Origin of the sequence: Pseudofrankia sp. EUN1h (assembly GCF_001854645.1) — a bacterium.
Classification (GTDB): Bacteria; Actinomycetota; Actinomycetes; order Frankiales; family Frankiaceae; genus Pseudofrankia; species Pseudofrankia saprophytica.
The window spans coordinates 18,967-42,433 of record NZ_MBLN01000110.1 but is presented as its reverse complement, the minus strand read 5'-3'; the positions used below and the strand labels follow the sequence as shown (position 1 = coordinate 42,433).

General features: G+C 74.0%; 19 protein-coding genes. 17 read left to right on the top strand and 2 right to left on the bottom strand.

Annotated features, from left to right (window positions below; all coding sequences use genetic code 11):
* The first annotated feature begins 136 nt into the window (after nt 1-136).
* The 13 genes from BCD49_RS43870 to BCD49_RS38505 all read left to right on the top strand — a co-directional run bounded on the left by BCD49_RS43870 (nt 137) and on the right by BCD49_RS38505 (nt 16,075).
* Nucleotides 137-328 carry a hypothetical protein gene (locus tag BCD49_RS43870; RefSeq protein ID WP_035924308.1) on the top strand — a complete coding sequence of 64 codons (192 nt, stop codon included), beginning with the start codon at nt 137-139 and terminating at the stop codon, nt 326-328.
* Entirely contained in the window at nt 325-954 is a 630-nt protein-coding gene (locus BCD49_RS38560; protein WP_007508570.1) for a hypothetical protein, read from the top strand. The genes BCD49_RS43870 and BCD49_RS38560 overlap by 4 nt, the downstream gene beginning before the upstream one ends.
* 121 nt (nt 955-1,075) lie before the next feature.
* Nucleotides 1,076-3,016: a hypothetical protein gene (locus BCD49_RS38555; RefSeq protein WP_007508568.1), complete on the top strand. Its 1,941-nt coding sequence runs from the start codon at nt 1,076-1,078 to the stop codon at nt 3,014-3,016.
* 291 nt (nt 3,017-3,307) lie between these two features.
* Nucleotides 3,308-5,305 (top strand): serine/threonine-protein kinase, encoded by a 1,998-nt coding sequence (locus BCD49_RS38550; RefSeq protein WP_051466127.1) that lies wholly within the window; start codon nt 3,308-3,310, stop codon nt 5,303-5,305.
* 109 nt (nt 5,306-5,414) lie between these two features.
* Complete coding sequence (locus BCD49_RS38545) at nt 5,415-6,218, top strand: class I SAM-dependent methyltransferase (protein ID WP_007508564.1); 804 nt, start codon at nt 5,415-5,417, stop codon at nt 6,216-6,218.
* A 344-nt stretch (nt 6,219-6,562) separates the two neighbouring features.
* Nucleotides 6,563-7,087, top strand: coding sequence for an OmpA family protein (locus BCD49_RS38540; RefSeq protein ID WP_007508563.1), 525 nt, complete (start codon nt 6,563-6,565; stop codon nt 7,085-7,087).
* Entirely contained in the window at nt 7,084-7,893 is an 810-nt protein-coding gene (locus BCD49_RS38535; protein ID WP_071042492.1) for a hypothetical protein, read from the top strand. The genes BCD49_RS38540 and BCD49_RS38535 overlap by 4 nt, the downstream gene beginning before the upstream one ends.
* Before the next feature lie 198 nt (nt 7,894-8,091).
* A complete protein-coding gene (locus BCD49_RS38530; RefSeq protein WP_007508559.1) occupies nt 8,092-8,685 on the top strand; it encodes a hypothetical protein in 594 nt (197 codons plus the stop codon).
* Nucleotides 8,686-8,849: 164 nt separating this feature from the next.
* Nucleotides 8,850-9,929, top strand: coding sequence for a hypothetical protein (locus BCD49_RS38525; RefSeq protein WP_007508557.1), 1,080 nt, complete (start codon nt 8,850-8,852; stop codon nt 9,927-9,929).
* Nucleotides 9,930-10,155: 226 nt separating this feature from the next.
* Complete coding sequence (locus tag BCD49_RS38520) at nt 10,156-12,408, top strand: sensor histidine kinase (protein WP_007508555.1); 2,253 nt, start codon at nt 10,156-10,158, stop codon at nt 12,406-12,408.
* 7 nt (nt 12,409-12,415) lie between these two features.
* Entirely contained in the window at nt 12,416-13,060 is a 645-nt protein-coding gene (locus tag BCD49_RS38515) for a response regulator (protein ID WP_071042491.1), read from the top strand.
* Nucleotides 13,061-13,329: 269 nt separating this feature from the next.
* Entirely contained in the window at nt 13,330-14,976 is a 1,647-nt protein-coding gene (locus BCD49_RS38510) for a class I adenylate-forming enzyme family protein (RefSeq protein WP_007508551.1), read from the top strand.
* A gap of 238 nt (nt 14,977-15,214) precedes the next feature.
* Nucleotides 15,215-16,075, top strand: a complete 861-nt coding sequence (locus BCD49_RS38505) for an SDR family NAD(P)-dependent oxidoreductase (protein ID WP_007508549.1) — start codon at nt 15,215-15,217, stop codon at nt 16,073-16,075.
* A 65-nt stretch (nt 16,076-16,140) separates the two neighbouring features.
* Here BCD49_RS38505 and BCD49_RS38500 read toward each other — a convergent pair whose 3' ends face one another.
* The gene (locus tag BCD49_RS38500; RefSeq protein ID WP_007508547.1) at nt 16,141-17,262 is read right to left on the bottom strand and encodes an LLM class flavin-dependent oxidoreductase; all 1,122 of its coding nucleotides are present in this window, start codon (nt 17,260-17,262) and stop codon (nt 16,141-16,143) included.
* Nucleotides 17,263-17,358: 96 nt separating this feature from the next.
* Nucleotides 17,359-18,672, bottom strand: coding sequence for an alpha/beta hydrolase-fold protein (locus BCD49_RS38495; protein WP_083401960.1), 1,314 nt, complete (start codon nt 18,670-18,672; stop codon nt 17,359-17,361).
* Between the two features lie 100 nt (nt 18,673-18,772).
* Here BCD49_RS38495 and BCD49_RS38490 point away from each other — a divergent pair, with 100 nt between their 5' ends.
* The 4 genes from BCD49_RS38490 to BCD49_RS38475 all read left to right on the top strand — a co-directional run bounded on the left by BCD49_RS38490 (nt 18,773) and on the right by BCD49_RS38475 (nt 23,437).
* Nucleotides 18,773-20,035: a sensor histidine kinase gene (locus BCD49_RS38490; RefSeq protein WP_007518617.1), complete on the top strand. Its 1,263-nt coding sequence runs from the start codon at nt 18,773-18,775 to the stop codon at nt 20,033-20,035.
* 159 nt (nt 20,036-20,194) lie between these two features.
* A complete protein-coding gene (locus BCD49_RS45655) occupies nt 20,195-21,079 on the top strand; it encodes a LytR/AlgR family response regulator transcription factor (protein WP_007518618.1) in 885 nt (294 codons plus the stop codon).
* Nucleotides 21,080-21,305: 226 nt separating this feature from the next.
* Nucleotides 21,306-21,638, top strand: coding sequence for a hypothetical protein (locus BCD49_RS38480; RefSeq protein WP_051466129.1), 333 nt, complete (start codon nt 21,306-21,308; stop codon nt 21,636-21,638).
* A gap of 35 nt (nt 21,639-21,673) precedes the next feature.
* Nucleotides 21,674-23,437 carry a sodium/solute symporter gene (locus BCD49_RS38475; protein WP_051466600.1) on the top strand — a complete coding sequence of 588 codons (1,764 nt, stop codon included), beginning with the start codon at nt 21,674-21,676 and terminating at the stop codon, nt 23,435-23,437.
* Nucleotides 23,438-23,467 lie beyond the last annotated feature (30 nt).

Sequence of the window (23,467 nt, the reverse complement as noted above, 5' to 3'; positions counted from 1 at the left end):
GCGGTGGCACGGGCCGAGGACGGCGAGGCGCGGGAGGGAGCGGGAGGACGGGAGGGAGCGGGAGGACGGGAGGGAGCGGGAGGACGGGAGGGAGCGGCGGTGGCGCGGGGCTTCGGCGGATCCGAAAGATCGACGGGTGAAGGCGATTGACCGGTCACCGGTCGGGACCGACCCTGGAAGCATGGGTGACATCGGTAAGCCGGAACGCATCGTCGAGGACGAGCCGATCTCCTGGCCGGACGAGGAGCCGCTGACCGTACCGGCCGAACCGCTCCAACCCGCCGAGCCCGTCCCGGCCGGGGCGACAACGGGCGCCAGCGGGCGATGAGCCTGCTGGGCTGGCGGCAGTGGGCCGTCGACCGCGCCGGGCTGCTCCGGCCGGCCTGGACGCCCTGGTCGCCCCATCCGCCCGAGCTGCTGCTGTGGCGGGCGGACGGCCTCACCCGCGCCCACTGCCTGCGCGGCCCCCACGACCGGCCGCCCGGCGAGCGCCCCGAGCGCCCCGAGCGCCCCGAGCGCCCCGAGCGCCCCGAGCGCCCCGAGCGCCCCGAGCGCAGCGAACACTCCAGGCACAGCGCGCACAGCGGGGAAGGCGAGGACGGCGAGGACGGCGAACCCGGGATGCCGCCCGACCCGGGCGAGTTCGGCGGGTCGGGCTCAGGCGGCATCCCGGACCAGGGGTGCGGCTGCGGGCTGTATGCCTGGCGCGATCCCACGGAGCTGGCGGGGGCGCCGCGTCCTCGCTGGACGTCGCTGCCGATCGTCGTCGGCGTCGCCCGGCTCGGTGGACGGATCATCGTCGGCGAGCGCGGCTACCGCGCCGAGCTCGGCTACCCCGTGGCCGTCCTCGACCCCGTCGGCGTCGTCGCCACGGCCTACCAGCTGGCCCGCTACCGCGAATGGCGCGCCCTGGTCTCGGAGTGGCACCCGGGCACCTCCACCGCGGCCGCCTAAGGACTTCTTGATCAATTTAGGTTACCGAAAGCGACCAATCCCCCCTTACCGGTAAAGTTCCGGGCGACGCGCCGCGGGTGACGGCGCGCGTATGGCCATGCRAGGCCTGCCTGGGGGTGATATGTCCGCCACCGACGAGCGTCCGATCGCCGCCGCCCACGACGGACACGTCCCGTCGACCACGGCCGACCAGCCCATGGCCGACCAGCCCCTGGCCGACTCGGCCACCGCCATAGCGCCAGCGTCGGCACCGACGTCGGCCCGGACGTCGACGTCCACCGCGCCGATGCCCAGGCCCGTGAGTCCCTCGCCGCTCGGAGCGGGCAGCCGGCCGGCCGGGTCGGGGCATCGGCGCCGCGACCCCCGACGGCTGCCGCGCTGGCCGTTCCTGTTCGTCGGCTACTGCGCGCTGGCCACGCTGATGCTGCGCTCGCTCTGGGTGGATCCGGGCGGCCGCGGCTACGGCGTCTCGGACGCGACGTTGTTCAGCTGGTACATCGGCTGGGTCCCGCATGCCATCGGCCATGGGATGAACCCGTTCGTCAGCGACATGATCAACGCACCGGACGGCGTCAACATCCTGTGGAGCACGCCGGTGGTGCTGCTCGCCGTCCTGGTCGCGCCGGTGACGCTGCTGGTCGGGCCGGTGGCGGCGCTGAACACCCTGCTCACGCTCGCCCCGGCCGTCTCGGCCATCGCGATGTACGGCGTGGCCCGCCGGTGGGTGGGAACCGGGCCGGCGGCCGTCGCCGGCCTGATCTACGGCTTCAGCCCGTACATCGTCGGYGCCTCCCTCGGCCACCTGCACCTGACGTTCGCGCCGTTCCCCCCGATCCTGCTGGCCCTGCTGCACGACCTGCTCGTGCGCGGCCGTGGCGCGCGGCGCACCGGTCTGCTGCTCGGTCTCGCCGTCGCGGCGCAGGCGCTCATCAGCGAGGAACTGCTGGCGACCTCCGCGTTGGTGGGGGCGCTGGGCCTGCTGATCCTGGCCGCACACCACCGCTCGGCGGCGCTGGCGAAGGCCGGCCAGCTCGCCCGGATGCTGGGCTGGTGCGCGCTCGTCTCCGCCGCGCTGCTCGCCTGGCCGTTGGCGGCGCAGTTCTTCGGGCCGTACCGGGTCCATGGGGCGATCCAGCCGCATGATGTCGCGGTCGCCGACCTGTTCACCATCGTCGTGCCGACGCCGCTGCAGTGGCTGGCGCCGGACCAGGCGCTCCACCACAGCCTCGGGTTCACTGGCAACGCCGTGGAGGTCAGCGGCTACCTGGGCGCGCCGCTGGTGGTGCTGCTCGTGGTGCTCGCCGTCCGGCTGCGTCGAGAACCGCTCGTCCGGGTGCTCATCCCGCTGTTCCTGCTGGTCGCGTTGCTCTCGCTCGGCGGGCACCTGCACGTCGACGGCCGGATCACCCGGGTCCCGCTGCCGTGGGCCGCCCTCCAGCGGTTGCCGTTGCTGGGCAGCGCGCTGCCGGCCCGGCTGTCGCTCTACCTGACGATGTTCGCCGGGCTGGCGCTCGCGATCTGGCTGGAGCAGCTTCGCTTCCGGCCGTGGCGGCGGCGCGCGGGCGCGGCGGTGCTCGCCGCCGCCGCGCTGGTCCCGCTCGTCCCGGCGTCGCTGCACGCCCGCGAGATGCGGACGCCCGAGTTCTTCACGACGGCGGCGGTGGACGTGATCCCGCGCGGCTCGACGGTGCTGGTAGCGCCCTACCCGCGGCCGGACACCCCGGCCGCGATGCTCTGGCAGGCCGAGGCCGACTATCGGTTCAGGCTCGCGGGCTGCTACTGCACCGTCCCCGCGCCGAACGGCGGGGCACAGTTCCACGGCGATCCGAGCCCGCTGACCACCGCCGTGCTGCGGGTGGAGGCGGGCACGCTGACGCCGGCCGAGGCGCTCGCGCTGCCCGGCCTGCGCGAGGCGTACGGTGCGCTGCGGCCGGACGCCGTCCTCGTCGGCCCGGGGCGCAACCGGGCCGCGCTGGTCGAGCTGGTCAACGGCCTCACCGGCCACCGCCCGGTCGACGAGCCCGGTGACGTCGCGCTCTGGGCGGAGACATTCCGGCCCTGACGCCCGCCGCCGGCCGCCGGCCGCCGGCCGCCGGCCGAGGACTTTCGGTCACGCACGAAAGTTGCGCCACTGAGTGACGAGTCAGATTCATGACGTAGGCATAGGTCGGCGCGCCGCGTGAGCTGGGATGGGCGCTGACGACTGTTCCGGGAAGACGCGAGAAGCTGTCCGTGACGGCTGCCCAGATTGCCGTCCGGGATGATGAAATGGCCGCGGGGAACGCCCGTTCGGGCCCGCGGGGCGGGGAAAGCTCGCCCGCCGGGCCGCGGCGGTACACGTCCCAACGCTGTTATGGGGGGTGACGTGACGGCCGGTCCAGGCGCAATCCGAGTAGTGGCGGGACGTTATCGGCTTCTCGCTCCGCTGGGCGCGGGCGCGATGGGGACCGTCTGGCGCGCCTTCGACCAGCTCCTCGACGCCGAGGTCGCGCTCAAGGAGATCGAGTTCGCCGGCGGGGTGCCCGACGAGGAGCGCGCCGACCGGGTCGAGCGCGCGCTGCGCGAGGCCAGGCACGCGACGAAGCTGCGCGCCCACCCGCACGTCGTGACGATCCTCGACGTCGTCCTGGAGGACGGCCTGCCCTGGATCGTCATGGAGCTGGTGCCGTCCCGGTCGCTGTTCGACGTCGTTCGCGAGGACGGGCCCCTGCCGCCGGCCGAGGTCGCCCGCGTCGGCCTCGCGATGGTCGACGCGCTCTCGGCCGCCGGTGAGTTCGGCGTCATCCACCGCGACGTCAAACCGTCGAACGTGCTGATGGCGCACGACGGCCGCGTCGTCCTCACCGACTTCGGGATCGCGACCGCCGACGGTGATCCGACACTGACCGTGACCGGCGTTATCGGCACCCCGCTCTACATGGCCCCGGAACGGCTGAACAACGAGCCAGCCACATTGGAAGCTGACCTTTTCAGCCTTGGCGGCACTCTTTACTTCGCGGTAGAAGGTCAGGCCCCGTTCGCGCGGGAAAGCTTCAGCGCGATGCTCGCGGCGATCGTGCTCGCCCCGGCGCCACGGCCCCAGCACGCGGGACCGATCACCGCCGCGCTGCTCGGCCTGCTGGAGAAGAACCCAAGGACGCGGATGCGCCCCGCCGCGGCTCGACAGATCTTCCTCGACACGATCCGCGCGGTCGACCCAAGCTATGTGGACGTCGACGCGACGGCGACCACGCCCCGCCGGATCCGTGACGCGACCGTCGACATCCCGCCCACCCGGGTGCACGGCGGGACCGACCACCCGTCGGCGGACCGGGGCGTGCCGGGCCCGTCGCCGGCGGCGGCCGCCGCCTCCGTCGCCTCCCGCTCCTCCGCCGCCGGCCGGGCGGGCGGTGACCCCCGTCCCCAGCCGACGGGAACCCGGCCGCTGCCGCCCGCCGAGCTCACCGCGCTCGAGGAGGACGGCGCGATCGCGCTGCGCTGGGCGCCGTCGCCCACGCCCGGCGTCGTCTACCGGGTGTTCCGCCTGATCGCGGACCCCGCCGCCCCGGGCGGCTGGCGCTCCCGCGGGCTCGGCACCACCGGGGTCACCGAGCTGTTCGACGCGGGAGCCCCCAAGGGTGTGCCGTTTCGCCATCAGGTCGTCGCGACCTTCCGCGACGCGACCGGGCACTCGGGCGGCGGCGGTGGCACCAGCCAGGAGCCGTCGCCGGCCGCGTCGGTCCCGGTCAGCACCGAGCCCCGCATCCTCGTGCCCAGCGTGACGGCGCTGCGCGCCGACCTCGTCGGCGACTCGGTCGCGCTGTCCTGGCGCCCGATCCCCGGCCACAACGAGGTCGTCATCGAGCGGATCTTCGACGAGGCGTCGTCCTTCCAGGGGGCGATGCGCCGGTTCCGCGGGTCCGGCGGCCAGTACCTCGACAACGACGTCCAGGCCGGCGCGACCTACCGCTACCGCGTCTGGGTGGCCCCGGCCGTCGCCAGCGTCCTGTTCGACCCGTCGAGCTGCGCCGAGGTCACCGTCACCGCGGTGGCCCTCCCCCGCCCCGTGACCGACCTGGAGTGCCGGGCGACCCTGGCCGGGATCGCGCTGCGCTGGACGACGGTGCCCGGCGCCGTCGTCCAGCTCTACGCGACGCCGGTGGCGACGGGGTCGGGCCTGTCTGGTACCGGGCCGTTCGGGCCCGCGGGCCACGAGGTGCGCCGCGGCTCGCTGGAGGGCCGGGCCCGGTTCGTCGGTGAGAGCCGACGGGGCCGGTTCCTCGACCCCGAGGGCGGTTCGGGCGTCGTCTACACCCCGGTCAGCGTCGCCGGCGAGCGCGCCGTGATCGGCGCGGCCGTCACCCAGGTATGACGGCCAGGCAGGCGGCGTCCTGGCGGCCTCGACCCTGGCCCGGGGCCCGCGGACCGGCGGCGCGCCGGCCACCGGCAGGCGGCCGGCGCCCGCGCGGGAGACTGGCCCGGTGAGCGACGCGGCGCTGGTGCGCTACGAGGAGGTCGACGAGGCGACGGCGCGGACGGCGAGCCGGCGCTACTGGGAGGACGAGGCGAGCGCCTACCAGCGCGAGCACGGCCACTTCCTCGGCGACGTCGACTTCTGCTGGTGCCCGGAGGGGCTGCGCGAGTCCCAGGTCCGCCTGCTCGGCGACGTCGCCGGCCGCCGGGTGCTCGAGGTCGGCTGCGGGGCGGCACAGTGCGCCCGCTGGCTCGCCGCGCGGGGCGCCCAGGTCGTCGGCGTGGACATCTCCCTGGGTCAGCTCACCCACGGCGCCGAGCTCGGCCGGCGTACCGGGATTCCGGTGCCGCTGGCCCAGGCGGACGCGACCGCGCTGCCCATCGCCTCCGAGTCGGTCGACCTCGCCTGCTCGGCGTTCGGCGCCGTGCCGTTCGTGGCGGACAGTGGCGCGGTCATGCGCGAGGTCGCCCGAGTGCTGCGGCCCGGCGGGCGCTGGGTGTTCTCGACCAACCACCCGATGATCTGGTGCCTGCCGGACGAGCCGGACGAGGCCGGGATGCGGGTCATCCAGAGCTACTTCGACCGGCGCGCCTACCTGGAGCGTGACGACTCCGGCCGGCCGGCCTACGTCGAGACGCACCGGACCATGGGCGACCGGGTCCGCGAGATCGTGGCCGCCGGGCTCACGCTGCTCGACGTCGTCGAGCCGGAGTGGCCGGAGGACAACCGCGAGGTCTGGGGTCAGTGGGGCCCCGTCCGCGGCCACTACCTCCCCTCCACCGCGATCTTCGTCACCGCCAGGCCGCGCTAGGCCCGAGCAAAGACCGGACCACCTCGCCTGGCACCTCTGCCTCGGCGCCGCGGGCGTACCGCCGAGATCAACGCATCGCACCAGGTCACCGGGGATGTGAGCCCCTCACGACGGACGCTTCGGGGGACCGGCTAACGTACTTCATGGCGAAGAGTCGCACTGGCCCCACTCAACCCCTGAGTGACCCATTCGACAACGACGCCCGCTTCTGCCCCACTTGGAGAACAACGAGCCGGCCTGCCGCAGGCCGATCCGGCTTGCCCCGTTATGTTTGGCCCCGCGTTCGCAGTTAGGGGCTGACTGTGTACCACGCCAACCTCACTACCGGGGAGGAATCGCCCACGATGCGACTCACCCCGGTAGTTCGTCTACGCGCCGCGGCCGTGCTGGCCGCCGGCGCGCTCGTGGTCACGGCTGCCGGTTGCTCGACCAGCGCCGACGACACGGCCTTTACTCCGGCCGCGACGGGGACCCGGGCGAAGCCAACCATCGTCCCCAACGAGCTGCCGCCGATCGGCAAGTTCATCAGGCAGTCCGACGGCAGCCAGGTGACGACGGTGAGCTCGGACTATCTGTTCGACGTCGGCAGCGACCAGCTGCTGCCGGAGGCGACCCAGGCCCTCGCCGAGATCGTGCCGACCCTGCGCGAGCACGCCGGAGAGATCCAGATCGTCGGTTACACCGATGGTCTCGGCTCCACCGACGCGAACCTGGAGTTGTCCAGGCGCCGCGGCGACGCGGTGAAGGCAGTCCTCGTCGGGGACGGCATCGACGGCTCGGTCCTTCAGGTTGTCCCGAAGGGTGAGGATGGCGCGCAGGACGGCGTGCCGGACTCCACCCGCCGCAAGGTGGAGATCGTCCTCAAGTGAGCACCCTCAACGCCACCCGCCTGCGTAGCCGGCTCGCCATGACCCTCGCCGGTCTGYTGGTTCTGATGCCCGTGCTGGCTGGCTGCGACCTGAACAGCCTCCTCGGCAAGAAGGCTGGCGACTGCTCGGCCTACCAGGAAAAGACGACGAAGAAGGGCGCGACGAGACCCCTTCTCCTCGTCCTGCTGGACCTGTCCAACAACTCCGCCGCCACCGGCGAGCAGGTCGCGACGGCCATGCGCCCCTACATCGACATAGCGCTCGCCAATGGCCAGTACGTCAAGGTCATCGCCAGTGGCGGCACCGGCACCGGCATGAAGACCTTCCCCTGCTTCGCCGGCGACAAGCCGTTCCTCGTCAAGCGCGCCAACAGCACTCGGCAGGCCAAGGACCGCGGCAAGGGCGGCGAGGCGCTGCAGACGGAGTTCAGCCACGTCGTGCAGGAGACCCCGGTCGGCGCGACCGGCAGCRTCACCAGCCTGCTTGGCGCCGTCAACGACGACATCCAGTCCTTGCGCAACACCCCCGGCGTGAAGCTCGGCGACGTCACGGTGGTCGTCTGGAGCGACCTGATGGGCACCGGCGAGCAGGGCGACTGCATGAACCTGGACAACAAGCAGGCGACCGTGGGCGTGGCCGAGGGCATCGTCGAGCGCTGCTTCGCGACTTCACAGATCAGTGCCGTCAAGGACGCCAAGATCCGGTTCATTGGCACGAGCCAGGGGGACCTTACGGCCCCCCAGCAGGATCTTTCGCGCTACCTGAGAGGCGAACTGTGTCGGCGGTTGAGCAGTGACTGCAGCTAGCCGCCCGGCGGCCACCGTGAGCCGCGTGGTTTCACCCACCAGGGTGACACCACGCGGCCTTGCCGTCGGCGGGACCAAACCGGCCGCCACGGGCTACGCACGCATCAGGGCCACCCAGCCAGCAACAGGCGCGCTGCCACGCCGCCTGCACGCCGCCGGAGGCCTCATCACTGAGGGTTATGGACCGGAGGCACCGGTATGAGCATTTACGAGCAGCAACCTAGGCCTGGGACTGAATCGACCACCAATCCGGACGGGTCGTTCATCGCGTCCACGCAGACGATGGCCCGTGCGAAAAAGGCCCGGGGCAGCGCCTTCAGCGAACATCGGGACCAGCACTACGCCCCGGCGCTCATGCGGTCTGCCGTCGTCATCTTCATCTGTGGCCTCTCGATGGTGCTGGTCGTCGGCTTCCTCTGGCTCACGATGCCGTCCTCGTCGTCGATCCGGGTCTCCGTCAGCGGCTCGATCTTCGTGACGGCGATCGGCTTCTTCCTGTCCGGCAACACCTTCCGGCTGCGTGACGTCCGTCGGCGCATCGGCAACCGTGCCCGGGCGGGCCTGATCGCTCCGATCGACGCGCTTTCCGAGCTCCCGCCACGAGACACCATCCAGCGCCGCTTCATGATCGGCGCGGTCGCGGCGTTCGTGGGCCTGACAGCCCTGGTCTTCATCGCGGTCTTCGCGAACGGCGATGGCTCGGGCAGCGAGACGGTCATCGCCCCGATCATCGGCGCGATCTTCGCGATGCTGTGCTTCCTCGCCGGAAGCTACTCCCGACCGATCGACTGACGGCCACGACGCCCGGCTGATTCGCATGGCTACTCGACGACCGACCCAGGTATTTCCCATCCAGGCCGAAGCCCCCCACCGGCCCCGCACACCGGCCAGGACAGACGTCTCGGCCCAGAACCACATCGACACAGGCACGAAGAGATACGGAAAGCGAGACCCAGGTGCTGCGCAGGGGTAACCAGCCGGGGAAACTGGCCAAGCAGCTGATTCGCCGGGTCGGGGACGCCGACATCGCGCTGGCTGGCGCCGAGACCCGTCCCAAGGTCCTCAAGACCCTCGAGGACGCCGAGGTGCAGGAGATCCGGGCAGCGACCCGGGCCGACGCTCGGTCGCTCGAGGAGGAGATCGCCGAGCTGCGCACCGAGATCGACGCTCGGGCGGAGCGACGCGAGCGTCAGTCCGAGCTGATGCGCCACAAGATCGAGCAGGGTCGCCTGTGGCGCAGCGTCGGCGTGCAGGAGCGCATTCCCCAACTGCACCTGGGGAAGGGCGCGCGCACCGTCGTGCTCCTGGTGCTCGCGGCGCTGGACTTCTACGTGTTCGCGAGCGCCTACGCCGCCCTCGACGACACCCCGCAGTTCAGCGTGGGCTGGTGGCTCGGCGGTCTGCTCGGCATCGCGGTGTTCTTCGCCGGCTTCGCCCTCTCGCACGCCATCAAGGGCTCGATCTTCGCCAGGGCCCAGCGGCAGTTCCTGTCGGCGGCCGACAACGGCCGGCTCGTGATCGACCAGGACATCCGCCCGCAGCTGGTGGACTCCAAGTCGTCCCCGCTCGCCCTGTGGCTCACCGCGCTCATCTTCCTGGTCCTCATGATCGCCGGTGTGCTGGTGCGGGTGGAGGGCTCGGCCTCCGACGTCAGCCTGCCGCTGATCCTGTTCCAGGGCCTCATCCCGCTGGTGGCCGTCGTCGTCGAGCTCTACCTGCACGACCCGACCGAGCGCGACGACCCCATGCCGAACTGGCGTGACCGCCGGCTGGAGCGTCACCTCGCCAAGGCCGAGCGCCGCCTGCGCGTGGTGGCCGCCCAGGTCGAGGCGAGGGTCGCCCAGGTCGAGAAGCTCTACCGCGTCGAGGAGGCGATCCTCGACGTCGAGCAGAAGGACATGGGCCTGCGGCACACCACCGACCTGGTCCTCAACGGCGGCCACATCCCGACGGTCTCCAGCAACGGCCGGGTGGCCGAGGTCGACCGCGACCAGCTCGAGAAGACCATCAAGATGGCCAGGGGCAGCCGCTCCTGACGTCGCGGCCAGCCCGGCTGGCACCAGAACTCAGAACTCCCGGCTGGGGTGCCGGGTCCGGACTACGGTTCGGACCCCGGCATCCCAGCTTTTCCATGAGGCCCGACGGATCGGTGACGCCCGAAGGGCGGGGCCGGAGCAGGCCGGAGCCAGAGCAGGCCGGGACAGAGCAGGTCGGGACATCGCGTCCCGTGACACCTCCGGCAAGGTCGGCCACGATCGTCTCGTGCGGGGTGGACGGATCGGGCTGGCGCTCGCGGGGGCCGGGACCGCGGCGACGGTCACGGTCGTCGGGCTCGGCGTGTGGCTGCGGCTCGCCGCCTGGGACGCGCCGGCCGCCGACGAGGTGATGGCCTGGTGGCTGTCCAGCGCCGTGGCCGCGCTCGGGTACGGCCTGCTGGGCGGGCGGCTCGCGGCCCGGCGCCCGCGGTTGTCGGTCGGCTGGCTGCTGCTCGGCTTCGGGCTGGCGAACGCGCTCGCGCTCGCCGGGCCCGGCTGGCTGGTGTACGAGCTGGCGCACCGACCGGAGCGGGTCTCGACGGCGGCCAGGGCCGCGATGTGGGTGGGCAACGCCACCTGGATGATCGCCGTGATCGGCACGGTGAGCGTGCTGCCGCTGCTGCTGCCCGGCGGGCGCCTGCCGTCGCGGCGCTGGCGGCCCGTGCTGGCCGTGGCCGTCATGGCCGTCGTCGGCTCCACCGCGCAGGCGGCGGCCACGCCCTACGGCACCTTCGCCCCGACGCTCCCCCGCTATGGCGTCCGCAACCCGACCGGCCTGAGCTGGGCCGTCGAGGCCTGGGTGACAGCCCCGCTCGTCGCGCTGACCGCGACGACGGCGCTCGCGGCCCTGTGGTCGCTGTCACGCCGCGGTCGCGGCCGCCCCGCCGGTACCAACGGCTCCGCCGGCGCCGATCGCACCACCGGTCCCGGCAGTACTGCGAGTACCGCCGGCGCCGCCGGTACTACCGGTACCGCCGGCGACCCGGCCGAGCGGGAGCGGCGGCAGGCCCGCTGGGTGCTGCTCGGGCTCGCCGCGTCGGTGGTCCTCTTCGTCGCCGGGTTCTGGCTGGGACCGGTCCTCACGGCGCTCGCGATGCTGCCGCTACCGGTGGCCTGCCTGGTCGCGGTGCTGCGCTACCAGATGTGGGACGTCGATCTGGTGGTGAGCCGCGCGCTCGCCTACGGCGCGCTCACCGTCGTCATCGGCGCCTGCTACGCCGCCTGCGTCGGGTTCGGCGGCGCCCTGCTCGGCCGGACCACCGGGGCGCCGCTGGTGGCGACGGCGCTGGTCGCGGTGTTCGCCGAGCCGCTCGCGCGCCGGCTGCGCGCCGAGGCGAACCGGCTGGTCTTCGGCGGCGAGCACGACCCGCGCACCGTACTGAGCCTGGTCGGCGCCCGGCTGCGGGCCGCCGAGGACGCCGACACGATCAGCCGCCGCGTCCTTCCCGAGCTCGCCGCCGCCGCCGCGACGGCGCTGCGGGTGCCGTACGCGGCGATCGAGGTGGTGGGCGGCGAGACGATCGAGCACGGTACGCCCCCGCCCGCGAGCCCGGTGAGCGGCTCGGGCAACGTCCCGGGCGACCGTCCCGGAACCGGCGAGGCCGCCGGGCCTGCGGCCAGACAGGGCCTGGACCGGATCCCGCTGGAGTACGCCGGAACGAGGGTCGGGACGTTGCTGCTGGCCCGGCGGGCAGACTGGCTGCGCCCGGCGGAGCGACGGCTGCTCATCGAGGTCACCGAGAACGCCGGTGTCGCGCTGCACTCCGTCGTCCTTGCCCGCGACCTGCGTCGATCTCGCGAGCAACTGGTCGCCGCGCGGGAGGAGGAGCGCCGCCGGCTCTACCGCGAGCTGCATGACGGCTTCGGGCCGGTGCTGGCCGCCTCGGCGCTGCAGGCCGAGACCGCGCGTGACCTGCTGCCCGCGGACCCGCCCGCCGCCGCGCGGATCCTCGACCGGGTCGTCCCGCGGCTGCGCGGGACCGTCGACGACGTGCGCGCGCTCGTGCACGGCCTGCGCCCACCGGCGCTCGACGACCTCGGTCTCGGCCCGGCCGTGCGCGAGCTGGCCACCCGCTTCGCCGCGCCGGGCCTGCGGGTCCAGGTGACGGCCGACGAGGACCTGGGCACCCTGCCTGCGGCCGCCGAGGTCGCGGCGTACCGGATCGTCGCCGAGGCGCTGACGAACGCCGTCCGCCACGGCCGCCCGTCGCTGCTGCGGGTGGTCCTGGCCAGGAAGCCCGAGGGCCTGGACGTCCAGGTGATCGATGACGGCCGCGGGCTGGGAGCGTCGGACGCCGGCGATCCCGCCGGCGAGGCCGGTGAGGCGGTGCCGGCCGCCGCGGGCGGGATGGGGCTGCGCTCGATGCGCGAGCGGGTCGACGAGCTGTGCGGGACGTTCGAGATCGGCCCCGGCCCGGACGGCCGCGGCGCCCGGGTGGCCGCCCTGCTCCCGGCGGCATCAGGCACGACCGAAGGGTGAGGCACACGTGCGCGTTCTCGTGGTCGATGACCACCCGTTGTTCCGCGAGGGGCTGACCATCGCGATCGAGACGATGCCCGACGTCGAGGTCGTCGGTGAGGCGGGCGACGGTGACGAGGCCGTCGAGGCCACCGGACGGCTCGCGCCCGACATCGTCGTGATGGACCTGCACATGCCCGGAACCAATGGCATCGACGCGACCAGACGGATCGTCGGCGCGCACCCCGGCGTGGCTGTCCTCGTCCTGACGATGCTCGATGGCGATGACTCGGTGTTCGCGGCGATGCGCGCCGGCGCCCGCGGCTACCTGCTCAAGGGCGCCGACCGCCAGGAGATCGCCCGCGCGCTGCGCGCCGTCGCCGCCGGCGAGGTGGTCTTCAGCGCGGCGATCGCGAGCAGGGTGCTCGCCTGGTTCGCCAGCGGCGGGCGGGCGCCGCTCGCCCCGTTCCCCGAGCTCACCGACCGGGAGCGGGAGATCCTCGACCTGGTCGCCCGCGGCCTCACGAACCCGGCCATCGCCCGCCGGCTGCACCTGTCCGACAAGACCATCCGTAACCACGTCTCGAACGTCTTCACCAAGCTTCAGGTCGCCGACCGCGCGGAGGCCGTCGCCAGAGCCCGCGACGCCGGCCTAGGCACCGGTCCGCTGTAGCCACGGCGCCGTCCACCGGCCGCCACGGCCACGGCCACCACGGCCGCCACGGCCGTGTCATCCACCACCCTGGCCGCGACCGCCCGCCGGTCGKTCCACCGGCGTGGCGGCCGAGGTACGACACTGGAGCCTAAGAAGGCTGACCTGGCCGGTTTCGGCGGGTGGCTGGCAGGTGTGGCGCCGCAGCGACACCGGGTGCAACATGACGATTGCGGGCATGTGGTGTAACTCACCCATTGTTCGACCCGCCTGGAGGCGTCGGCGCGGCGATGGCCGTCAAGGGGGTGTGCACGGTGGCGACGAGAGTGGCCGCGGCGACCGGAAGCAGCCTGGCGTTGCTGGCGGAGCTCGCGCGCGAGCGGGTGGGCGACAGCTCGCTGCTGGTGTTCGAGGACCAGCGCTGGACCGGCTCGGTGCTCGCGAGCCGGTCCAACCGGCTCGCGAGCGGGCTGGTCACCGCCGGTCTGCGGCCCGGCGACCCGGTGGTCGTGTGCATGGCGAACTGCCCCGAGGTGGGGATCTCCTACAACGCGGTCTGGCGGGTGGGCGGCGTCGTCGCCCCGGTGCTGTTCCTGATCGGCGAACCGGAGCTGCGGCACGTGCTCGCCGACAGCGGTGCCCGGCTGGTCATCACGACGCCGGAGTTCCTGGCGAAGGTGCTCGGCGCGGCCAGGGGCGTCCCCACGGTGACGGCGATCGTGCTCGCTGGCGGTACCCCCGGTAGCCCTGGTACCCCCGGCGCCGCCGCGGAGCCGGGCGACGGCGGCGGCGACGGGGAGGCCGGCCCGGTGCCGCCGGTGCTCGACTTCGCCGAGCTGGAGGCGGGCGACGAGGCACCGCTGCTGGACACCCCGTCCGCTGAGATGGCCGCGCTGCTCTACACCGGGGGTACCACCGGGCGCTCCAAGGGCGTCGTGCTCAGCCATGACGCGCTGTCGGCCGCCGCCTGGGCCGCCCACCTCGCCCGGCAGCAGGACTCCCCGGACGTCGGCCTGCCCCCCGTGGGCCTGTCGCCGCTGCCGCTCTCGCACGTCTACGGGCTCACCATCAGCGTCATGGCCCTGCACGCGCCCGGGCCGTCGACGGCGGTGCTGATGCGCTGGTTCGACCCGGTCGGCTGGCTGACGCTCGTCGCCCGGCACGGCGTCCACTCGAGCGCGCTGGTGCCGTCGATGGTCCGGATGCTGCTCGAGGTGCCGGTCGAGGAGTACGAGACCGGAAGCCTGCACAAGGTCGTCAGCGGCAGCGCCCCGCTGCCGCGGGAGGTCTCGCTGGAGTGGGCGCGCCGGCTGCCGCACGCCACGCTCGCCGAGGGATACGGCTGCACGGAGGTCGCGGCGATCGCCACGTCGACGCCGGGCAGCGCCGTGCGGCTGGGCAGCGTCGGGCGGCCGGCGGCCGGCGTCGAGGTGCGCATCGAGCTGGACGACGGAACCTGGGCGACCGCCGGCGAGACCGGTGAGATCTGCCTGCGCGGGCCGTCGCTGATGAGCGGCTACTGGCACGCGCCCGAGGAGACGGCGCGCACGCTGCGCGGCGGCTGGCTGCACACCGGCGACGTCGGCCGGCTCGACGAGGACGGCTACCTCTACGTCGTCGACCGGATCAAGGATGTGATCATCCGCAACGGCTTCAACGTCTACCCGCGCGACGTCGAGGACGTGCTGCTCACCCACCCCGACGTGATCGCCTGCGGCGTCGTCGGCCGGCCGGACCCGGCGCACGGCGAGGAGGTGGTGGCGTTCGTCCAGCTCGCCCCCGGCGCGGCGGTGACGCCGGCGGACCTCGTCGCGTACGCCCGCGAGCGGATCTCGGCGGTGAAGTACCCGCGCGAGGTCAGGATCGTGGATTCGGTGCCGCTCACCGGTGTCCTCAAGACCGACCGCAAGGCGCTGCGCTCACTGCTCGACAACTGACGTGCTCGCTGTTCGACAACGGACGTCGAGGAGCGCCGGTGCCAATTCGGCCCGGACCCCAACCAGGCACTTCCGTGAGGGTTGACGCGGCCCTGACCAGGCACTTCCGTCAGGGTTCGCGCGGGCCGCAATCCTGGTCCGCCGCTGTCGACTAACCGACCGCCCGCTATGGGGGCGCAATCCGGTCAGCCTACGATCGAATGTGAATTGTCGGATCGGAGCGGCGGCTGGTGATCTTATGGATGATTATCGGGGCCAGACGGCTCTGATCACGGGCGCCTCATCGGGCATCGGGCTGGCGCTCGCGGACGGGTTCGCCCGCCGCGGGGCCGACATCGTGATCGCCGCGCTGCCGAACGAGCGGCTGCCCGCGGCGGCGGCCTGGCTGCGCGCCCGCCACCCGGTCGCGGTCCACGAGATCGGCGTCGACCTCGCCGTCGAGGAGGGGCCGGACAAGCTGGCCGCGCAGGTCGCCGAGTTCGACCTCACGATCGACGTACTGGTCAACAACGCCGGCTTCGGCGTCCACGGCAACTACCACACGCTCGACCTGGAGCAGAACCACCGCGAGGTCATGCTCCTGTGCTCGTCCGTCGAGCGGATGACCCACCTGTTCCTGCCCGGCATGCTCGAGCGCCGGCGCGGCACGCTGATCAACCTCAGCTCGGTGCAGGGGTTCCAGGCCGTGCCGCACATGGCCGTCTACGGCGCGGCGAAGGCGTTCGTGCTGTCGTTCACCACGGCGCTGTGGGCGGAGTACCGCGGCAGCGGCGTGCGGATCATGGCGCTGTGCCCGGCGCAGACCGAGACGGGCTTCTTCGACGACCTCGGCTACCAGGTGGCCACCGGCGGCCGGATGCGAACGCCGGACGAGGTCGTCGCCACCGCCTTCCGTGGCCTGCGGCGCGGCGCGCCCTACGTGATCGACGGCTGGCAGTACCGGCTGTCGGCCAACGCCCCGCGCTTCCTGCCACGGGGCTTCGTCGCCCGGATCACCGAGCGCGTCCTGCACCCGTCGAAGATGACCCGCCCCGCACGGCCGTCCCGGCCGCTCCTCGTCGACGACGCCGAAGCGGGTGCCAACACCAGCGCCGCCTGAACCGGCCCTGTCCACGCCCGCCTGACGGCCTCGGGCCGCCTGGTGAACTCAGCCCGCTGGTGACGTCAGCCCCGCTGGTGGCCTCGGCCGGAGGCGGCTGCGTTGGCGTTGGTGTTGGCGTTGGCCGGTGGGCGTGACCGAGGGATCAGGTCCCTGGCGAGCTCGGCGAGCAGCTCGTAGGAGCGGACGCGGTCGGCGTGGCCGTGGACGTTGGTCGTGAGCATCAGCTCATCGGCGCCGGTCGCGTCGAGCAGCTGCTGGAGCCCGGCGCGGACCGTCTCCGGCGAGCCGACGACGTGCGACGCGGTCGCCTGCCGGGCCGCGGAGCGCTCCAGGTCGGTCCACGGGTAGGCCGCGGCCTCCTCGGGCGTCGGGTAGGCCGCCGGGCGGCCGCTGCGCAACCGCATCATCGTCAGCCGGATCGGCCCGGCGAGCCAGTCAGCCCGCTCGTCGGTCTCGGCGACCAGCACCGCGGCGGCGACCATCGCGTACGGCCGCTCCCGCCCCTGCGACGGGCGGAACGACGACCGGTAGAGGTCGAGGGCCGGAATCGTGTTCTGCGAGCTGAAGTGGTGCGCGAACGAGAACGGCAGCGACAGGATCCCGGCGACCTGCGCGCTGTAGCCGCTCGACCCGAGCAGCCAGATCGGCGGCACCTCGGCACGCGGGAAGGCGCTCACCCCGTGCAGCCGGTGGCCGGCGGGGAACTCGGCGCCGGCGAGGAAGGTGGTCAGCTCCGCGAGCTGGTCGGGGAACTCGTCCTCGGTGAGGGCACCACCCGTGATGCGGCGCAGCGCCCGGGCCGTGGCCTGGTCGGTGCCGGGGGCACGGCCGAGGCCGAGGTCGATCCGGCCGGGAAACATCGCTCCGAGGGTGCCGAACTGTTCGGCGACCACCAGCGGGGAGTGGTTGGGCAGCATCACGCCGCCGGAGCCGACCCGGATCGTCGACGTCGCCCCCGCGACCTGGCCGATCAGCAGCGCCGTCGCCGAGCTCGCGATCCCCGGCATGCCGTGGTGCTCGGCCAGCCAGTAGCGGACGAAGCCCAGCCGTTCGGTACGCCGGGCCAGGTCGAGCGAGTTGCGGATGGCCTCGCCGGCCGTCACCCCGCTGCCCACCGGGACAAGGTCGAGCACGGACAGCGGCACCGGGAAGGGAGCCGGGACCGGCCCTGAAGGCTGCGACATCACGTCCAGGTCAACCGCCGGCCCGGGTCGGCCTCTTCCCGTGCTGGTCAGGTTCCTGGGCTGGTCGGGTTCCCGCGCCGAGCGGGCTCCCGCCGGTCAGGTCGACAGGGCGCGGCCGAGGAAGGCCAGTTGGGCGGGGAGCTGGCGGCGCCAGAAACCGAAGTCGTGGCAGCCGACGGGGAAGCCGCGCTCGGCGGCGGCCAGCTCGGCGGCGAGCGTGTGGTCGACGCGGCTGAACGGGTCCGCGTTACCGCAGTCGATCCGGTAGGCGACGCCGCGCGCGGGGCCGACGCCGAGGACGCGATGGTCGTCGAAGTCGGCCGCCGAGTCGAACGCGCCGGAAGCCGCGTCGCCGTAGGAGTGCCACACCGCCGGGCTGCTCGCGGCGACGGCCACCACCCGCGTCGGATGGCGCCGGGCGAGCAGCAGCGCGCCGTAGCCGCCCATCGACCAGCCGTACGCGGCGAACCGGTCCGTGCTCAGCCCCTGGGCGGCCAGCCTGGGCAGCACCTCGCCGAGCAGCATCGTCTCCGGGTCATCGCCGTCCGCTCGCCGATGCCAGTAGGTCTCACCGCCGTCGACCGCGGCGAGCGCGAACGGGGCCACGCCGGTGGCGGCCGCGGCCGCGAGAAAGGCCTGGGCCGCGAGCGGGCCGACGAGGCCGCGCGCCGTGTCGCCGCGTCCGTGCAGCACCAGGCACACCGGCAGCGTGAGACCGGCGTCGTCACCGGCCGCGTCATCTCCGCCAGGCGCTCCGCCAGGCGCCTCGTCGTCGGTGGCGGCGCGCGGCTCATAGCCGGGCGGGTAGGCGACGACGAGGTCGACCTGACGGCGGCGGGCGGCGCTCCTGAACGACGTGACGCTGACCGGCCCCGGCTCGACCGCCGGAACGGCGCCCGGCTCGCCACAGCCCTCGACCGCCCGGATCAGCCGCGACCGCCCCGGCAGCCAGCCCGCGTACACCGCGCCGCCGGCGGCCGCGGTCACCCCGGCCACGCCGGCGACCGCTCCGATCCCCGCGAGCACCACCCGCCGCCGGCTCGGCCGCCCGGCGGGCAGCCCGCGCCGCCGTTCCTCCAGGCTCGGCCGCGCCCGTGGCGCCTCCGCCCGACCTGGCCGCGCCTCCGGCTCGTCCACCGGATCCAGCGGCGGCTCCGGGCCGTCCGCTGGACCTGGCCGCGTCGCCGGCTCGCCCGCCGGGCTCGGCAGCGGCTCCGGGCTGTCCGCCGCACCCGACAGCGCCCCCGGCTCGTCCGCCGGACCCGGACTCGTCCGCCGCCGCGGCAGCGGACCCGGCTGCCGCCGCGGCAGCTGCTGCCCATCTTCTGGACCCGGCAGCGTCCCCGGCTCGTCCGGCCCGCCCTTGCCCTCCGCCTCCTTAGACCGCACATCCTTCTGCCCCGACGTCATGTCCCAAATGTTCTCAGTCGCGCGCYCCAAAATCGCGGTTCTCCCGCCGGTCATCCGTCTTGGGCCGCCTTCGCCGGGTCTGGCGGGCTACCGTGCCGGCGTGGAGATCGGCGATGTTCAGCTGGTCTGGCTGGCGATCGGGGTGGTGGCCGGCGGCGCGGCGACGCTCGGAGTTCTGCTCCTGCTGCGGACGGTCCGCACCCCCGCCGGGCTGGGGACCACCGCCGAGCGCGCCACGTTCGCCACCCTGCACACGGCGTCGCTCGCCGCGCCGCACCTGCGAGAAGGGCTCGGCCCGGCCGGCGCCGCGCGGGCCGTCCGCCACCTGCGCGCACTGCTCGGCACGTCGGCCGTCGCGATCACGGACACGACGAGGACGCTGGCCTGGGACGGCCCCGGCGAGTCGCGGCACGGCGCGGACGCCGTCCGCCATGCCGCGACGGCGCTCACCGCCGGCCGCGCCGCCGTCCTCACCGCGGACCACATCCAGCTCGCCACGGACGACCAGCTCGCCACGGACGACGCGAACGCCGTCGGGGCCGGGCGCTGCGACGATCCGGGCTGCCCGATCGGGGCGGCCGTGGTCGCGCCGGTGACCAGCGGTGACGAGGTGGTCGGAGCGCTGATCGCCTACGCGCCGACGGTCGGCGCGGGGCTGGCGAGAGCGGTCGAGGAGCTGGCCCGCTGGGTCTCCACCCAGGTCGAGCTCGCCGAGCTGGAGGCGTCCCGCACCAGGGCGGTGGAGGCGGAGCTGCGCGCGCTGCGGGCACAGATCAGCCCGCACTTCATCTACAACTCGCTGGCCGCGATCGCGTCGTTCGTGCGCACCGACCCGGAGCGGGCACGCGAGCTGCTGCTGGAGTTCGCCGACTTCACCCGCTACGCGTTCCGCCGCAGCGGCGAGTTCACGACGCTCGCCGACGAGCTGCGCAACGTCGAGCGCTACCTGGCGTTGGAGCAGGCCCGGTTCGGCGACCGGCTGGCCGTGCAGATCCTCGTCGCGCCCGAGGTGCTGCCGGTCGTCATCCCGTTCCTGGCGGTGCAGCCGCTGGTGGAGAACGCCGTCCGGCACGGCATCGAGGGGCGCCCCGGCGTCGGGCACGTGTCCCTCGGGGCGACCGACGACGGCGCGGCGGCACACATCTGGGTCGAGGACGACGGCGCGGGCAGCGATCCGGAGGTCGTGCGCCGCATCCTCGCCGGCGCGCACGTGGGCGACTCGGTGGGTCTCGGCAACGTCGACGCCCGGCTGCGCTCGGTCTTCGGCGACGAGTGCGGCCTGGTCGTCGAGACGGCGCTGGGTGCCGGCACCAAGGTCAGTTTCCGCGTCCCCAAGTTCGCCCCCGGCGTCCAGGTCCCCTAGCGGCGAGGAAGATCGAGCCGAGGAAGATCGGGCTATGGATACCGGGCGCCCCGGCGGCTACGATCCGTGATCATGAGTGCGGGTGTTGCGTCAGCCCGGCCGGTGGCAGGAGGGTCAGGGGCAGCGGGGTCAGGGGCAGGGGCGCCGGGGGCGCTCGCCGTGCTGGTGGTGGACGACGAGGCGCCGGCCCGGGACGAGCTCGCCTGGCTGCTGGACGCCGACCCGCGGATCGGGCTGGTACGCGCGGTGGACGGCGGCGCCGAGGCCCTGCGGGCGCTGGACGCCCAGGCGTTCGACGCGGTGTTCTGTGACGTACGGATGCCAGGGCTCGACGGCCTGGACCTCGCCCGCGTGCTCGGCCGGTTCGCCGCGCCCCCGCAGGTCGTCTTCGTCACCGCGCACGAGGGCCACGCCGTCGACGCGTTCGACCTGCGCGCGACCGACTACCTGCTCAAGCCCGTGCGCCCCGACCGGCTGGCCGAGGCCGTGCGCCGGGTCGTCGAAACGATCCGCGCCGCTCGCCAGGCGCCCGGAGCCGCCGCCACGGCACCCGCCCGGCCCGGCCCGGCCGGTACCGCCGCCCTCACCGGCGCCGCCTCCCTCGCAGGCCTCACCGGCCCGGTCGACGGACCGGCCCTCGTCGGCGTCGCCGGCGGGCGGTCCGACGACGGGATGACCACCGCCGAGGACGAGACGTTCCCGGTCGAGCTCGGCGGCGTCACCCGCTTCGTCCACCGGTCCGAGGTGCGCTACGCCGTCGCCCAGGGCGACTACGTCCGGCTGCACACCGCCGGCGGCGGGCACCTCGTCCGGGTGTCGCTGTCCACGCTGGAGGAACGCTGGGCCGCGGCGGGCTTCGTCCGGATCCACCGCAGCACGCTGGTCGCGACCGCCTACGTCGACGAACTGCGCATGGACGACGGCCACTGCACCGTCCGGCTCGGCGACCGGGTACTGCCCGTCAGCCGCCGGCACACCCGTGCGCTGCGCGACCGGCTGATCCGAGCGGCGAGCCTCACCCGTGCCCCCGGACGCTCCGGCTGACCCGCCGCCTCCGAAGGCGGCGTCACCGCCGCGTCGGGTGCGGGTGACGGGACCGCGGACAACGTCCGCGCCGGGGTCCCCACCGGATCCGGGGTTCCTGCCGGATCGACGGAGCTTGCGGAGTCGATCTGGGAGGTCCGGAGGCTCGGGTTTCCTGCCCGATCGGCGGAGCAGATCAGGCCGGCCCGCTGAGCGGCCCGGGACGGCCGTGCGGCCAGCCCGGGGCATGGCCAGCCGGGACCTCGAGGAGCAGACGGTCCTCGGCGACGTCTACCTGCGGGGCCTGCTGCGCGACCAGCGCCGGCTCGCGATCGGTGTGCTCGTGGCGCTCGGGGTGGTGCTCGGCCTGCTGCCCGCGCTGTTCGCGCTGGTGCCCGACCTCGCCGGGACGCGCGTCCCGGGCCTCGGGGTGAGCGTGCCGTGGCTGGTGCTCGGCGTGGCCGTGTACCCGACGCTCGTCGTGGTCGCCAGGGCCTACGTGCGCGCCGCCGAACACACCGAGAACGACTTCACCGACCTGCTGTCCGGGCGAGACGAGGCCGGCGGCGAGCGGCCGTGACGGCGCCCGCCTGGCCGGCGGCGCTCGCCGTCGCGATGGTCTGCGTCGCCACCCTCGCCGTCGGCGCGCTCGGCCTGCGGCTGTCCCGGACGACGAGCGACTTCTACGTGGCCAGCCGGGTGGTCAGCCCGCGGTGGAACGCGTCGGCGATCGGCGGCGAGTACCTGTCGGCGGCGAGCTTCCTCGGCGTGGCCGGGCTGGTGCTCGCGGCCGGCGCCGACATGCTCTGGTACCCGATCGGCTACACCGCCGGCTACCTGGTGCTGCTGGTGCTGGTCGCGGCCCCGCTGCGCCGGTCCGGCGCGTTCACCCTGCCGGACTTCGCGGAGATCCGGATGGGCTCGGCGCGGCTACGCCGGGTCGCCTCGGTGCTGGTCGTCGGGATCGGCTGGCTCTACCTGCTCCCGCAGTTCCAGGGCGCCGGCCTCGCGCTGCGCGCCGCCACCGGCGCCCCGGCCTGGCTGGGCGTGGTGATCGTCGCCGGGGTCGTCGTACTCAACGTGCTGGCCGGCGGGATGCGCTCGATCACCATCGTGCAGGCGTTCCAGTACTGGCTGAAGCTCACCGCGATCGCGATCCCGGTGTTCTTCCTGCTGGCGGTGTGGTGGCGCGACGGCGCCCCGGCCGCGCCCGCCGACAGTCACCCGGTGACGGTCCGGCCGGTCACCGTCCGCCTCGTTGACACGGTCCGGGTCCGGGTCGACACCCCCACGACGTTCACGATGTACGGCGTTCTGGACGGAGAGCCGGTCGCCGGCCCCGTCCGCCTCGACCCGGTCGCGCTCGGGCCGACGGGGACGGCGGTGCTCGCGGCCGGCAGCACGGTGACTCTCCCGGTCGGGACGCCGGTTCCGCGCGCCGAGACGATCCTCAGCCGTGGTGGCACCGGCTCCGCGCCGGCCGGCTCCGCGCACCGCGACCACACCCTGTACCGCACGTACTCATTGCTGGTCGCACTGCTGCTCGGCACGATGGGCCTGCCACACGTGATCGTCCGCTTCTACACGAACCCCGACGGCGGCGGGGCCCGGCGCACCGCCGCGGCCGTCATCGGGCTGCTCGGCGCGTTCTACCTGTTCCCGCCGGTGTACGCGGCGCTCGGCCGGGTGTACGCCCCCGACCTGCTGCTGACGGGGCGCACCGACACCGTGGTGCTCGCGCTGCCGGCGCGGGTGCTGCCGGGGGCCGCGGGCGAGGCGCTGGCGGCGCTGGTGATGGGCGGCGCGTTCGCGGCGTTCCTGTCGACCTCCAGCGGGCTGACGGTCTCGGTCGCCGGGGTGCTGAGCCAGGACCTGCTGCGCCACCGCACCCGCACCGGCGTCGCCGGCTTCCGGGCCGGCGCGGTGCTCGCCGTCGCCGCGCCGGCGGCGGGCACGCTGCTGGCGACCAGGGTCGGCCTCGCCGACACGGTCGGCCTCGCGTTCGCGGTCGCCGCCTCCACGTTCTGCCCGCTGCTGGTGCTGGGCATCTGGTGGCGCCGGCTGAGCGTGGCCGGAGCGCTGTGCGGCCTCGCGGTCGGCGGCCTGACGGCGACCTCCGCGGCGATGGCGACCATGCTCGGCTGGGCACCCGCGGGGCTCGCGGGCGCGCTGCTGGCGCAGCCGGCCGCGTGGACGGTGCCGCTCGCGTTCGCGGTGATGGTGCTGGTCTCGCTGCGCACGCCCGCCACCGTGCCCGCGGGCGTCGGGCGGGTGCTGACCCGCCTGCATGTCCCCGAAGGGGTCCGCGCCGCCCGCGCCACGCCCCCCGACAGCACGCCCTCCGACCGGGCGCTGGCCTTCGGCCCGCCGGACCGTTAGCCGCGCGGGGCCGTCAGCCGCGCTGGATCG

Excerpts from the sequence above, each read along its gene's own strand:
- BCD49_RS38560 (WP_007508570.1), top strand. The coding sequence starts at position 325 with ATGAGCCTGCTGGGCTGGCGGCAGTGGGCCGTCGACCGCGCCGGGCTG.
- BCD49_RS38550 (WP_051466127.1), top strand. The coding sequence starts at position 3,308 with ATGGGGGGTGACGTGACGGCCGGTCCAGGCGCAATCCGAGTAGTGGCG.
- BCD49_RS38540 (WP_007508563.1), top strand. The coding sequence starts at position 6,563 with ATGCGACTCACCCCGGTAGTTCGTCTACGCGCCGCGGCCGTGCTGGCC.
- BCD49_RS38530 (WP_007508559.1), top strand. The coding sequence starts at position 8,092 with ATGAGCATTTACGAGCAGCAACCTAGGCCTGGGACTGAATCGACCACC.
- BCD49_RS38510 (WP_007508551.1), top strand. The coding sequence starts at position 13,330 with ATGGCCGTCAAGGGGGTGTGCACGGTGGCGACGAGAGTGGCCGCGGCG.
- BCD49_RS38505 (WP_007508549.1), top strand. The coding sequence starts at position 15,215 with ATGGATGATTATCGGGGCCAGACGGCTCTGATCACGGGCGCCTCATCG.
- BCD49_RS38500 (WP_007508547.1), bottom strand. The coding sequence starts at position 17,262 with ATGTCGCAGCCTTCAGGGCCGGTCCCGGCTCCCTTCCCGGTGCCGCTG.
- BCD49_RS38495 (WP_083401960.1), bottom strand. The coding sequence starts at position 18,672 with ATGACGTCGGGGCAGAAGGATGTGCGGTCTAAGGAGGCGGAGGGCAAG.
- BCD49_RS38480 (WP_051466129.1), top strand. The coding sequence starts at position 21,306 with ATGGCCAGCCGGGACCTCGAGGAGCAGACGGTCCTCGGCGACGTCTAC.
- BCD49_RS38475 (WP_051466600.1), top strand. The coding sequence starts at position 21,674 with ATGGTCTGCGTCGCCACCCTCGCCGTCGGCGCGCTCGGCCTGCGGCTG.